The following is a 12,578-nucleotide window of genomic DNA, read 5'->3' on the forward strand; positions in this document are numbered from 1 at the left end:
GGTTTAAAGTGAAAATTAAGCGTTATTTTGCAAAAGATATGAGAACAGCACTGACTCAAGTAAAAGAAGAGCTAGGGCCAGATGCCGTTATAATGTCAAATAAGAAAACCGCCACAGGTGTTGAAATTGTTGCTGCGATTGACGCAGATGCACAATTGCCAAATGAAGCAGCGCAAGTAACTTCACCTCAATCACAAACCTCGCCATCACAGACTAACATGGGCGCATCTCAGACAAACAGTGTAGCATCAACATCAGGTGCTAATAGCCAGCACAATTTTGACGGCCCAAATGCAGAAGGTGCGGCTAAGATTGCAAGTTCGTTAGACGAGTTATTGAAGCGCCAACGCGGTGAGCAAGCAAGTGCACCTGCACAGCCTATGACTAATGCGCTGGATAGCATGTTAGAGCGTCGCACGTCGCCGACGCCACAGGCTGCTTCTCAACCAATTCAAACTGCGCAACCTTCAAGCTCAGTGTACAACCCAACAGAACTAACGAATCAACAAAAATCCTTACGAGCAACTGAAGCGTTATCACAACAGGCAGAATCAGAGTTTGAACAATGGCTAAATAAAGCGCGCCATACGGTTCAAGACGATACCGTTGAGCAGCCTGCGATGCAGGCACCTCAGCAGATGGCACCAAGTGCGTCAACGAACAACGCAGCAACGGCTACTAATAATGTTGTTGAGGCTAACTTTGCTGATAGTAATCCTGTGGATGTAAATGTTGACCGTCAACTTTCTGACTTAAAAACAGAAATGAACTCAATTAAAGAATTATTGAAGCATCAGGTATCTGAATTAATGTGGCAGGATGTGAATCGCAAAGCGCCAGTTAAAGCTATGTTGATCAATAAATTACGTGACATGGGCTTGTCTAGTAACGTGTCAGAGCACCTATCTCACTTCGTTGATGACAATGTAGAGTCAAACAAGGCATGGCCAGAAATGCTTGGTTCTTTGACAGAACAATTAAGTACCACGGACAACGAGATTATTAAACGTGGTGGTGTTTATTCACTTGTAGGTCCAACTGGCGTTGGTAAAACGACAACGATTGCAAAGCTAGCCGCTCGTTTTGCGCAGATTCACGGTGCTGACAAAGTAGGTCTAATTACAACTGATAGCTTTAGAATCGGTGCTTTAGAACAACTGGCGACGTATGCAAAAATTTTAGGCTGCCCGCTTAAGCAAGCAAAAGATACAGAGCAGTTATCAGAAGCAATTTACCAATTACGCGATAAGAAGCTGTTATTAATCGACACTGCTGGTATGAGCCAGCGCGACATTAAACTGACAGAACGCCTTAACCAACTTTTGACGCGTTCTCGAGTTAACATTAAGAATTACTTGGTATTGTCAGCAACCTCTCAAATGAGTGTTTTACAAGAAAGTGTCAAACATTTTAAAACAATTCCACTATCTGGCTGTATCTTTACTAAAATAGATGAATCATTAAGTTTAGGTGAGCTAATCAGTGTGGCAATCCACAATCGACTGCCAATTGGTTATTTAACCAACGGTCAACGAGTCCCTGAGGACATAAGGGTTGCAAATGCCGACAAAATTGTGCAAAAAGCTAATCAGCTATATGAACTTAAAGAAAAAGTTTCTAATAAAAATAATAAGGTAGTGCCAAAAGCAGTAGCCATGTATGATTAGTGATAACACTCTCGATCAAGCTAGCGGTTTACGAAATATGTCGATAGCGAAAAAAACAAAAGTAGTAGCGGTAACTGGTGGAAAAGGCGGCGTTGGTAAAACAAGTGTCTCTCTAAACACCGCTATTGCACTCGCCCAGTCTGGGCAAAATGTACTGGTATTGGATGCCGATTTAGGTCTGGCAAACTGTGACGTAATGCTTGGCTTACGAGTTCACAAAAATCTGTCCCATGTATTGTCTGGCGAAGCAGAGCTAGATGATATTCTTGTTGAGGGCCCACACGGTATAAAAATTGTACCAGCAACATCGGGCTCCATTGACATGGTCGAATTAACCCCAGCCCAACACGCCGGACTCATCCGAGCGTTCAGCGAAATGAAAACCCCAGTCGATGTGTTTATTGTAGACACCGCTGCAGGTATTTCTGACATGGTCTTATCATTTTCAAGAGCCTCTCATGAAGTATTAGTTGTCGTCTGTGATGAACCGACGTCAATTACAGATGCTTATGCGCTGATAAAGGTTCTAAACAGAGATCATGGGGTAAGCAAATTTAAAGTTGTGGCAAATATGGTCAGAACGATTAAAGAAGGCCAGGACCTTTTCAAAAAACTCACGTTAGTAACAGACCGATTTTTAGAGGTAAGTTTGGAACTAACTGCTATTATTCCTTTTGATGATAATTTAAGAAAAGCAGTTAGACGTCAACGAGCTATTGTTGATGCGTTTCCTCGCTCACCTTCAGCCGTCGCGTTTAAGACACTAGCTGCTAAAATTAACAAGTGGCCGGCGCCGAGTCATGCGTCCGGTAATTTAGAGTTTTTTTTAGAGCAACTGGTCAACTAAGAGGTTTCTGTTGAACAACAAAGTAGCAACGGCCTACGAAGCTCAACAAACACTGACGGATATAGTGGAAAAGCACGCTGTGCTAGTAAAAAGGATTGCTCACCATCTGGCAGCTCGACTGCCTGATAGCGTGCTAGTTGAAGACTTAATTCAAGCCGGCATGATCGGCTTGTTAGAGGCGTCCAAAAATTTCGATCACAGTAAAGGGGCTAGCTTTGAGACCTTTGCTGGTATTCGAATACGTGGCGCTATGCTCGATGAAATAAGAAAAGGGGACTGGACACCGCGTTCCGTTCACCGCAATGCTCGTTTGGTTGCAGATAAAATAAATGAACTAGAATCTAAACTTGGCCGCGATGTGAAAGACACCGAAGTAGCCGAAGCTTTAGATATACCACTTGACCAATATTACACTATGGTTAAAGAGGCTGCGGCGGGTAAAGTAGTCGGTATTGAAGACCTAGGTGTGACTGAAGATGTGCTGTTTGTCGACGATGCTGATGAAAACGATTCGACCTACGGGCAACTAGAGAAAAGTGCATTTTATAAGAACTTAGGCGAAATGATTAAGTCTTTACCCGAGCGTGAAGCACTTATTTTGTCGCTTTATTATGATGATGAGCTAAATTTAAGAGAAATCGGCTCTGTTTTAAACGTAAGTGAGTCACGAGTTAGTCAAATTCACAGCCAAGCGATGATGCGATTGAAGGCAAGAATGAAAGATTGGCAGTAATTAAACTTGTAACTTGGTTATTTTTATTAATAATAATTAATGTATTTTAATAATTTACCTCACTGGAGGATGCTTTGGATAAGAATATGAAAATTCTCGTTGTTGATGACTTTTCAACAATGAGAAGAATCATCAAAAACCTTCTTCGCGATCTTGGCTTCACTAATGTGTCTGAAGCGGATGATGGCAGTACTGCATTACCGATGCTTCAAAACGGTGATTTTGATTTTGTTGTTACAGACTGGAACATGCCAGGCATGCAAGGTATTGACTTGCTCCGTGAAATTCGCAAAGACGACAACCTAAAGCACTTGCCTGTAATGATGGTAACTGCAGAAGCGAAGAAAGAACAAATTGTCGCGGCCGCACAAGCTGGTGTTAATGGCTATATCGTTAAACCTTTCACAGCGGCAACGCTGAAAGGCAAATTAGACAAAATTTTCGAACGTCTAGAATAATCTAAAAATAAGGGGTGTGTATGTCTTCTGAGACAACTCCGCAGATTAGTCTTGACGACGCAAAAGCGCTTGTAGCTGCGCTTGAAGCGGGTGACAACGAGTCTGCTAACGAAATAGTTAAGAATTTAACCAGCCAAGAAAACCGTGAGCTTTTTGATGAAGTCGGTAAATTAACTCGTCAATTGCACGACTCTTTGCGCAATTTTCAGTTAGACCCAAAAATTGCAAATTTGGCAACTGATGATATTCCAGACGCTAAAGAGCGCCTAAATTACGTGATGAATATCACAGAGCAAGCGGCAAACAAAACAATGGATGCCATTGATGAAAGTTTACCGTTGGCAGACAAAATAAACAGCGACGTTGCAAAGCTGAAGCCTGAATGGGAAAAGCTCATGCAACGTCAAATAGAACTCGGTGAGTTTAAGTCTTTGTGTTACAGCATCAATGACTTTATGCAACAAGCGGAACAAGACACCGCTAAAATTCACTCTTTAATGACCGAAATTTTATTAGCCCAAGATTTCCAAGATTTGACTGGTCAAGTTATTAAACGAGTCATCGAGCTAGTACAAGAAGTTGAAGAAAGCCTGATTCACCTTTTAACTGTATTTGGTGAGACAAGTTCAAGTTCGACTAATGAAGCGAAAAAGCCGGTCGATAAAAATGGTGCTGAAGGTCCAATTATTGATGCTGAAAATCGTGAAGATGCGGTTTCAAATCAAGACGAAGTTGATGACCTGCTGTCTAGTTTAGGTTTTTAGATTAGGGGAGATGCCGAATGGCATTGGACGTGGATCAAGAGATACTCCAAGACTTCTTAATTGAAGCTGCTGAAATACTGGAGTTGTTATCAGAAGAGTTAGTAGAGCTGGAAAACGATCCAGAAAACGCTGACTTATTGAATTCTATATTTCGAGGCTTTCACACTGTTAAAGGTGGCGCAGGCTTTTTGGCATTAACCAATTTGGTTGATGCGTGTCATGGCGCAGAAAATGTTTTTGATATCTTAAGAACAGGCCAACGTAAAGTAACTCCAGAGTTAATGGATGTTATTTTACAGTCTCTTGATACGGTCAATGAAATGTTCGAGCAGGTCAAACAAGGTGAGCAACCTGACCCTGCAGACCCAGAACTTCTCGCTGCACTTCACCGATATTGTCAACCTGAAGGTGCCGACGAAGCGCCAGCAGAAGTCGCGCCAGAGCCGGCTGCTGAGCCAGTGGCTGATGCGGACGACGATGGCTTCTTAGATTTTGATGATTTTAGTGCTGATGCATCACCTGCAGGAGAATCGGAATCTCTTGATGAAATAACTGAAGATGAATTTGAGGCTCTTTTAGATGAGTTACACGGCAAACCTAACGGTGATTCGAGTAGCTCAAGCGCTTCGAGTGCGCCTCCAAGTGCATCTTCAGATGAAATTAGTGATGATGAGTTTGAGGCTCTTTTAGACGAGCTTCATGGCAAAGGTTCTTTCAAGGCAGAAGATTCACCAGCAAAAGCACCAACAGCACCAGCAAGTCCTGGACCTGGTGGCGATGAAATTAGTGATGATGAATTCGAATCTTTGTTAGACGAAATTCACGGTAAAGGAACAGGACCTACCGAAAAAGGTAGCACGAAGAAGCCTTCTCCAAAAGCTCCTGAGCCAGCAGCAGGGGGCAATGCTCCACCTCAGAAGCCGCCTGCAAAACCACCTCAAGCGCCTAAGGCGAGTGAGCCAGCACCAAAACCGCCTGGCAAACCACCTGCAAAAGCTCCAGCTAAAGCATCGGCTAAATCAGGCGGTGCAAAGGGTCAACCAGCACCAGCTGAAACGACCGTTCGAGTTGATACTAAACGTCTTGATGAAATCATGAATATGGTTGGTGAGCTTGTTTTGGTTCGAAATCGTTTGGTCAGCTTAGGCGTCAATTATGGCTCTGACGAGGCCATGACAAAGGCTATTTCAAATTTAGACGTGGTTACTGGTGATTTGCAAGGCGCGGTAATGAAAACGCGAATGCAACCAATTAAGAAAGTATTTGGTCGTTTCCCTCGCGTTGTACGTGACTTGGCAAGAACCTTAAATAAAGAAATTACGTTAGAGCTTGTTGGTGAAGACACCGATTTAGATAAAAATCTAGTAGAAGCGTTGGCGGATCCATTGGTTCACTTGGTTCGCAACTCAGTCGACCATGGTATTGAAATGCCAGATGATCGTGAAGCCGCTGGTAAAGCTCGAATGGGTACCGTGCGCTTATCTGCTTCTCAAGAAGGCGATCATATTCTTTTGACCATTGAAGATGATGGTAAGGGGATGGATCCGGAGAAGTTGAAAGATATTGCAATATCTAAAGGTGTATTAGACGCGGATGCTGCAGCAAGATTATCCGATACCGAAGCTTATAGCTTAATATTTGCGCCAGGCTTCTCAACTAAAGAAGAGATCTCTGATATTTCCGGTCGTGGTGTAGGTATGGATGTGGTCAAAACTAAGATCACACAGCTCAATGGCTCAGTTGAGATTGACTCAGAGCTAGGACGCGGTACAACACTTGAAATTAAAGTCCCTCTTACATTAGCTATTTTACCAACGTTAATGGTCGTTGTTGGCGATTTGATTTTTGCATTGCCGCTTTCAACCGTTAATGAAATTATCCATTTAGATTTAACTAAAACGAACATTGTAGACGGCCAACAAACCGTAATTGTCCGTGAAAAAGCCATCCCACTCTTCTATCTTGAAGACTGGCTCATTAAAGGTTCAAATCGAGCCAGCCGTGAAAAAGAAGACAAAGGCCACGTTGTTGTTATACAAATCGGTGCACAACAAGTTGGTTTTGTTGTTGACTCATTGATTGGCCAAGAAGAAGTAGTTATTAAACCGTTAGACGCCATGTTGCAGGGAACGCCAGGTATGGCTGGCGCGACTATAACTTCTGATGGTGGTATCGCATTGATATTTGATGTTCCAAACTTGTTAAAGCATTACGCGAAGCGTTCTAACTTAAGGTTTAAATAATAACTAAATAATGGCCATTACTGTCCTTGTCGTAGATGACTCGGCGTTTTTCAGACGCCGAGTTACTGAAATTCTAAATGATCACCCTGAATTACAAGTCATCGGTAGCGCGGCTGACGGCAAAAAGGCTATTGAAGAGACAGCTCGACTAAAGCCTGATGTCATAACGATGGACATTGAGATGCCAGTCCTTGATGGCATTAGTGCAGTCAAAGAAATAATGGGTACTACGCCAACGCCCATTATCATGTTTTCCTCCCTGACTCATGATGGTGCTAAAGCAACATTAAATGCGCTTGAAGCCGGTGCGCTTGATTTCCTGCCAAAACGTTTTGAAGATATTGCGAAAAACAAAAAAGAGGGCACTCAGTTACTCCAAGAGCGCGTGTTACAACTTGGTAAGAAAAAAGCGTCAATGCAATCGCCGAGTCGCTCGAGAGTTCTGTCTAGCCGCGCCCAACAAAGCCGTCAATCATTAACAGACAGAACATCAGCGCGAGCTACCAGAGGTCAAACCGAGCAAAGCTCTAGTAGTGATAAATTACGTTCTCCACTAAGAGGCAACGCAACAGAGCCGAACTCACTAGGTCGAGCCTCGGCGGAGCGATTAGCTAGGGCAAAAGCGCGACTTAGATCAACAAGTTCTGATACAGCCTCGAGTGACTCAGAGAGAGTGAGCAAAGGAAGCGACAATTCATATAAGCTTGTTGCTATTGGTACTTCAACGGGAGGACCAGTTGCGTTACAAAGAGTTCTTTCAGAATTTTCAGCCAATTTTCCTTTACCGGTTATCATTGTCCAACATATGCCAGCAGCATTTACGCCCGCCTTTGCGACTAGATTAAACAATCAATGTCAGATCAAGGTATCAGAAGCGAAAAGTGGGGATGTGTTAAAGCCAGGTCATGCTTATTTGGCTCCAGGCGGCAAACAAATGCTCATTGAAGGGCGAAGCGGCAAGGCATCATTAGTCATTCGGGAAGATGAATCTGAACGTTTGACGTACAAACCTAGCGTAGACCTATCCTTCGCAAGCGCAGCAAAAACGTATGGTGGAGAGGTTTTGGCAATAATTTTAACCGGAATGGGTGCAGATGGGCGCGAAGGTTGCAGGATGTTAAAACAACGAGGTGCAACTATTTGGGCCCAAGACGAAGAGTCGAGCGTAGTTTATGGAATGCCACAAGCAGTAACAGTCGCTGGCATTGCTGAAAAAAACATCGCATTAGACAAGGTGGGCTCTGCGATTATGAAGGAGATATCCGGTGGATAGGTTAGCATTTGCAGGCGTTATCGTTGCGCTTGTAGCGATAGTAGGTGGTTATGCGATTGAAGGGGGCGGAATTTCTGCTCTTTTTCATTTTCCGGCGTTTGTTATTGTGATTGGTGGCTCATTTGGTGCCGTAATGTTGCAAACACCAAGTCATCAATTCATTACTGGTTTGAAAATGTTTGGCCAAGTCTGGTACAAAAAAGAAATGAATTTTATTTCGACTAGACAGATGATAAGTCGTTGGTCAGATATAGCGCGTCAGAAAGGGTTTCTGGCACTTGAAGATGAAATAAATGTAGTTGAAGACCCGTTTACTAAAAAAGCACTCGCTATGTTGGTTGATGGTGTCGATACTGAAGTGGTAAGAAAGTCGCTCGAACTTGATATCGAACTCGAGTCTGATAGAAAATATCGAGCTGCTCGTATTTATGATGCTTTAGGTGGGTACAGCCCAACGATTGGTATCATAGGGGCAGTTTTAGGCTTGATCCAAGCGATGGCAAATATTGATGACCCATCTGCACTCGGCCACGGTATTGCGACCGCTTTTGTCGCCACAATCTATGGAGTTGGTGGAGCCAACTTACTGTTCATTCCAATTGGCCAAAAACTCCAGTCTCAAATAGACGATGAAGTACTATTGAAAGAAATGATCCTAGAAGGCGTGTTGTACGCAGCAAATGGTGAAAATCCACAAAGCATTGAACGTCGGTTAGCGTCATATTCTCGCGCAGAAAGTTAGAGAGGCGGCCATGGGACGGATAAGCCAAAGGCTGAAGGCCAAAAATCAAGACAACTTAGAACGTTGGTTAGTTTCATATGCTGACTATATGACATTGATGTTTGCTTTGTTTGTTGTTTTGTATGCACTATCTATCGTCAAGCAAGAATCATTCGATGTGCTTTCAGAGTCGTTGGGAGAGATCTTTCAAATAAGTGGTGACAACGGAAGAGGACTTGCTGGAAATGGTATCTTAACCAATCAAGTATCACAAAGGGACATATTTGAAGGGAACTCATTGGCACCAGAAAAAGGCCCAGAGTTAACAGACGAAAACCTGAACATCAACGAATCAGAAAACAAACAACTCGGCAATCCACTACAAGCTTTAAAACAAGACTTACAGACTGCACTCTCTGACACCGAAGACTCAGGTGAGGCCAATCTACAACTAAATGAAGATTGGCTGACCATAGAACTTTCCAGTGGCGTGTTGTTTGCGTCGGGTAGCGCGACATTAAACCCACAAGCTACGCCGGTTATTCAAGAGGTCGCTCAAACATTAGCATCAGTAAATAACTTTGTAGAGGTAAGAGGTTATACAGATAACCTAGCTATAAATAACGAGATATTTTCTTCAAACTGGGAGTTGTCAGCAGCGAGAGCTGCCGCTATCACAGGATTACTAGAGCGTTTTGGAATAGTGCAAGAGCGTTTAAGTATTGAAGCTAATGGCCCTAATGACCCAATTGCAGATAACAGCACGGCGGAAGGCCGAGCTCGTAATCGGCGCGTCGTAATTGCATTGAGTAAATTTAGTTATCTACAAGAGTCGGACCGACAGCCTGCCAATAGTGAGCTTCAACAAGAGATCACTGACAAGTTCCCTGAACAGTCTCAAAATAGCGGTGAAATTAGAGTAATTCAGTTACCTAACGGTGGAATTAGAATAACCACTCGACAAGAAGCAGAAGATGAGCAAAAATCATCAGGTAACGACGATAATAATAATTAAAATATAAAAATAACTAAGTTTCGATTTAAGTAGGCCAATGTAAATGAAAGTTTGGACGGTGGCAAACCAAAAGGGTGGCGTCGGTAAAACGACGACTGTAATCACTTTAGGTGCAATATTAGCTCAGCAAAACAAACGTGTGTTAATGATAGACACCGATCCTCACGCTTCGTTAACTTATTATTTTGGCTTAGACTCAGAACAACTCGAATACGGTGTTTATAATGTCTTCACCGAGTCTGATACCATGACTCAACAGGAGTGGGACCGCTGTATATGGGACTCACCCATTGAAAACCTTGATGTTCTTCCTGCAACGATGGCAATGGCAACGCTGGATGGTGTTTTAAGTAAAAAAGCCGGTATGGGCCTTATTATAAAACGCGCACTGAATAAGTTTGCTTCTGAATATGACCACATACTTATCGACTGCCCACCCGTTCTTGGGGTACTTATGGTTAACGCCTTAGCTGCCTGTGAAAAAGTATTAATACCGGTTCAAACCGAGTGTATGGCATTAAAGGGCTTAGAGCGTATGTATCGAACTATGGAGTTAATTCAGAGCTCGCAACAAAAAGAATACGACGTTTGCATTATCCCTACTATGTATGACAAACGAACCAAAGCCTCCATCGAAGCATACAAAGAATTAAACCACATGTATGGAAACAAGGTGTGGCAAGGTGTTATTCCTATTGATACTAAATTTCGAACTGCTAGTATGGAACGTACACCGCTACCTATTTATAACAAAAATTCTCGTGGTGTCTTCGCCTACCAAGAATTATTAAAAACAATTGAGAAAAGCTAACATTATGTTTGCTAGTGAAAAAGTAATGAAAAACTACCTCGATCAATTATTGACCGAGGATGTCATGGATGATGACGTTATTTCAGAGCCTCCTGTAGCAGAAAGTACAGTTGAAGCAAAAGCGCCAGAATCCCAGTATAGTGCTAAAATTAAAAAAGATTTTAGTGATAGTCGCGTTCAGGAAGAATCCCATCATTTACAACTAAAACCTATAGAAAAAGCGATAGTTGCCGATAAGAAGCGACCGGTTAAAGAACCAGAAGTGCCTGAAGTCAATTCGCTAGAAATGTTGCTTCAACAAGTCAGTATTCAGCAAAAAGAAGCTGAGGCGGCTGAGAAAATGAAACTGCAACTTGAGGCAGAGGTAGAGCCTCAAGTCGATTTAGAGACAACGTTAGAAACGTTTACCGAAACATCGGTAGAAGTCGAAACAGAAGTCGAAACGGAAGTAACGACAGAGACGAAAGCAGACAACGAGACACATAGTCAAAGTGAAAACGTTGCTTATGACCCCGAAGTAGACATTATAAATGAGCCATTTCAGGCTTTGTTTTTTGATGTGGCGGGTCTGGTGCTGGCCGTACCTTTACAGGAATTAGGTGGTATTCATAACTTAGACGAAGTAACAAGTTTGTTTGGCAAACCAGACTGGTTCTTAGGAGTAATGGTCAATCGGGAGAAAAAGGTCAACGTAGTTGAGACTGCAAAATGGGTGATGCCTGAAAAATATACAGAAAAGTTACAGTCTGAACTATCCTATAAGTACTTAATTATGTTAGGTGAGAGTAACTGGGGGCTTGCAGCAGAAAAGCTAGTGACCACCGAGTACATTCAACCCGATGAAGTTAAGTGGCGGACCCAAGCAGGTAAACGCCCATGGCTGTTAGGCACAATTAAGAAAAAAATGTGTGCTTTGTTGCACGTATCAGATTTAGTTGCCATGCTTGATAAAGGTATAGATGCACGGCAAGTGTAAGATTTTAATGTAGGAGTTGCTCAAATGAGTGAAGAAAGAGCCCCAGTGAATAAATTAGCTGACGGTAACGATGAGGTATTGCAGTGGGTTACGTTTCGGTTAGAAGACGAGACTTACGGCATTAACGTTATGCAGGTGCAGGAGGTACTTAGGTATACCGAAATTGCTCCTGTTCCAGGTGCTCCTGATTATGTGTTGGGTATTATCAATCTGAGGGGTAACGTAGTTACTGTCATTGACACTCGTGCAAGATTCGGTCTACAGCCTGGAGAAGTGAATGATAATTCACGCATTGTTATCATCGAATCAGATAAACAAGTTATTGGTATTCTAGTCGATAGCGTCGCAGAAGTGGTTTACTTAAAATCATCTGAAATTGATAGTGCGCCAAATGTCGGTACTGATGAAAGTGCCAAGTTCATCCAAGGTGTCAGTAACCGTGACGGTCAACTATTGATCCTAGTCGATTTAAATAAACTTATGACGGACGAAGAGTGGGACGAGATTTCTGATATTTAATATCTAGAATCTGGCGAGTAGAGTAATCCTTATGAATATGGAAAATTGGCAAGTTTTATTAGGTTTTATCAGTGGCGTTATGTTGCTGGTGTGGCTGTTGATGTTGTCATTTCGTATTCGTAAGGTCCAACAGTCCTTAAAACGTCAAAACTCTGCCATCCTAAATCAAATTGAAGAGTCAGTGTCAGAGCTGACTCTACTCCGCAAAGAACTGCACGCCCTCAAGTCGCAGCAACAATCCCTTCAGCAAAAAAGCAACACTCAGTCTGAGCAGCTTTCTAGCCAGATCAGTTCGTTAGGGGCAAACCTAGAACTCTTACAAAACAACCAAGCTCAACAAGTTGAAGTTCTTTCTGAGTTGAGTAACAAGGTATTGTTATTAGAACAAGAAAGTGAACCTAACCGTTTGTACTCTCGTGCTAAGAAAATGGTTGAATTAGGAGCTGACATAGAAGAAATCGTTTCTGAGTGTGAGTTATCACGTGCAGAAGCAGAACTTTTGTTAGCCATGCAAAATCAAAACAAAAAAGCTAAGTCAGCTTAAAAGCTCA

At 42.6% G+C, this 12,578-nt stretch carries 13 protein-coding genes; all 13 read left to right on the top strand.

The annotated features are described in order from the left end of the window. Nucleotides 1–8: 8 nt before the first annotated feature. The 13 genes from flhF (at nucleotide 9) to AC4E96_RS08800 (ending at nucleotide 12,571) form a co-directional block, all read left to right on the top strand. Complete coding sequence (gene flhF / locus AC4E96_RS08740) at nucleotides 9–1,667, top strand: flagellar biosynthesis GTPase FlhF (protein ID WP_490255540.1); 1,659 nt, start codon at nucleotides 9–11, stop codon at nucleotides 1,665–1,667. Beyond that, nucleotides 1,660–2,514, top strand: a complete 855-nt coding sequence (locus AC4E96_RS08745) for a MinD/ParA family protein (RefSeq protein WP_488032639.1) — start codon at nucleotides 1,660–1,662, stop codon at nucleotides 2,512–2,514. Before flhF ends, AC4E96_RS08745 begins: the two co-directional genes overlap by 8 nt. A gap of 10 nt (nucleotides 2,515–2,524) precedes the next feature. Continuing rightward, nucleotides 2,525–3,247: an RNA polymerase sigma factor FliA gene (locus AC4E96_RS08750; RefSeq protein WP_488032640.1), complete on the top strand. Its 723-nt coding sequence runs from the start codon at nucleotides 2,525–2,527 to the stop codon at nucleotides 3,245–3,247. A 74-nt stretch (nucleotides 3,248–3,321) separates the two neighbouring features. After that, nucleotides 3,322–3,705, top strand: coding sequence for a chemotaxis response regulator CheY (gene cheY, locus AC4E96_RS08755; protein WP_488032641.1), 384 nt, complete (start codon nucleotides 3,322–3,324; stop codon nucleotides 3,703–3,705). A gap of 20 nt (nucleotides 3,706–3,725) precedes the next feature. Then, entirely contained in the window at nucleotides 3,726–4,469 is a 744-nt protein-coding gene (locus tag AC4E96_RS08760) for a protein phosphatase CheZ (RefSeq protein WP_488032642.1), read from the top strand. 17 nt (nucleotides 4,470–4,486) lie between these two features. After that, on the top strand, nucleotides 4,487–6,712 hold the full coding sequence (locus tag AC4E96_RS08765; protein WP_490255541.1) for a chemotaxis protein CheA: 2,226 nt from the start codon (nucleotides 4,487–4,489) through the stop codon (nucleotides 6,710–6,712). A 10-nt stretch (nucleotides 6,713–6,722) separates the two neighbouring features. Continuing rightward, nucleotides 6,723–7,985 (top strand): protein-glutamate methylesterase/protein-glutamine glutaminase, encoded by a 1,263-nt coding sequence (locus AC4E96_RS08770; protein WP_490255542.1) that lies wholly within the window; start codon nucleotides 6,723–6,725, stop codon nucleotides 7,983–7,985. Then, the gene (locus AC4E96_RS08775; RefSeq protein ID WP_490255543.1) at nucleotides 7,978–8,727 is read left to right on the top strand and encodes a flagellar motor protein; all 750 of its coding nucleotides are present in this window, start codon (nucleotides 7,978–7,980) and stop codon (nucleotides 8,725–8,727) included. Before AC4E96_RS08770 ends, AC4E96_RS08775 begins: the two co-directional genes overlap by 8 nt. A gap of 10 nt (nucleotides 8,728–8,737) precedes the next feature. Further along, nucleotides 8,738–9,721, top strand: a complete 984-nt coding sequence (locus tag AC4E96_RS08780) for an OmpA family protein (RefSeq protein ID WP_488032646.1) — start codon at nucleotides 8,738–8,740, stop codon at nucleotides 9,719–9,721. A 43-nt stretch (nucleotides 9,722–9,764) separates the two neighbouring features. Next, entirely contained in the window at nucleotides 9,765–10,532 is a 768-nt protein-coding gene (locus AC4E96_RS08785; RefSeq protein ID WP_490255544.1) for a ParA family protein, read from the top strand. A gap of 4 nt (nucleotides 10,533–10,536) precedes the next feature. Continuing rightward, entirely contained in the window at nucleotides 10,537–11,508 is a 972-nt protein-coding gene (locus AC4E96_RS08790; RefSeq protein WP_488032648.1) for a chemotaxis protein CheW, read from the top strand. Nucleotides 11,509–11,532: 24 nt separating this feature from the next. Then, nucleotides 11,533–12,027, top strand: coding sequence for a chemotaxis protein CheW (locus AC4E96_RS08795; protein WP_488032649.1), 495 nt, complete (start codon nucleotides 11,533–11,535; stop codon nucleotides 12,025–12,027). 31 nt (nucleotides 12,028–12,058) lie between these two features. Next, a complete protein-coding gene (locus tag AC4E96_RS08800) occupies nucleotides 12,059–12,571 on the top strand; it encodes a DUF2802 domain-containing protein (protein ID WP_490255545.1) in 513 nt (170 codons plus the stop codon). The last annotated feature ends 7 nt before the right edge of the window (nucleotides 12,572–12,578 follow it).

The sequence above is a fragment of the Psychrosphaera sp. genome (assembly GCF_982872775.1).

Bases quoted from the DNA above. Each gene is read 5' to 3' on its own strand.
- AC4E96_RS08745 (WP_488032639.1), top strand. From the start codon at position 1,660: ATGATTAGTGATAACACTCTCGATCAAGCTAGCGGTTTACGAAATATG.
- AC4E96_RS08760 (WP_488032642.1), top strand. From the start codon at position 3,726: ATGTCTTCTGAGACAACTCCGCAGATTAGTCTTGACGACGCAAAAGCG.
- AC4E96_RS08765 (WP_490255541.1), top strand. From the start codon at position 4,487: ATGGCATTGGACGTGGATCAAGAGATACTCCAAGACTTCTTAATTGAA.
- AC4E96_RS08770 (WP_490255542.1), top strand. From the start codon at position 6,723: ATGGCCATTACTGTCCTTGTCGTAGATGACTCGGCGTTTTTCAGACGC.
- AC4E96_RS08780 (WP_488032646.1), top strand. From the start codon at position 8,738: ATGGGACGGATAAGCCAAAGGCTGAAGGCCAAAAATCAAGACAACTTA.
- AC4E96_RS08785 (WP_490255544.1), top strand. From the start codon at position 9,765: ATGAAAGTTTGGACGGTGGCAAACCAAAAGGGTGGCGTCGGTAAAACG.
- AC4E96_RS08790 (WP_488032648.1), top strand. From the start codon at position 10,537: ATGTTTGCTAGTGAAAAAGTAATGAAAAACTACCTCGATCAATTATTG.
- AC4E96_RS08795 (WP_488032649.1), top strand. From the start codon at position 11,533: ATGAGTGAAGAAAGAGCCCCAGTGAATAAATTAGCTGACGGTAACGAT.
- AC4E96_RS08800 (WP_490255545.1), top strand. From the start codon at position 12,059: ATGAATATGGAAAATTGGCAAGTTTTATTAGGTTTTATCAGTGGCGTT.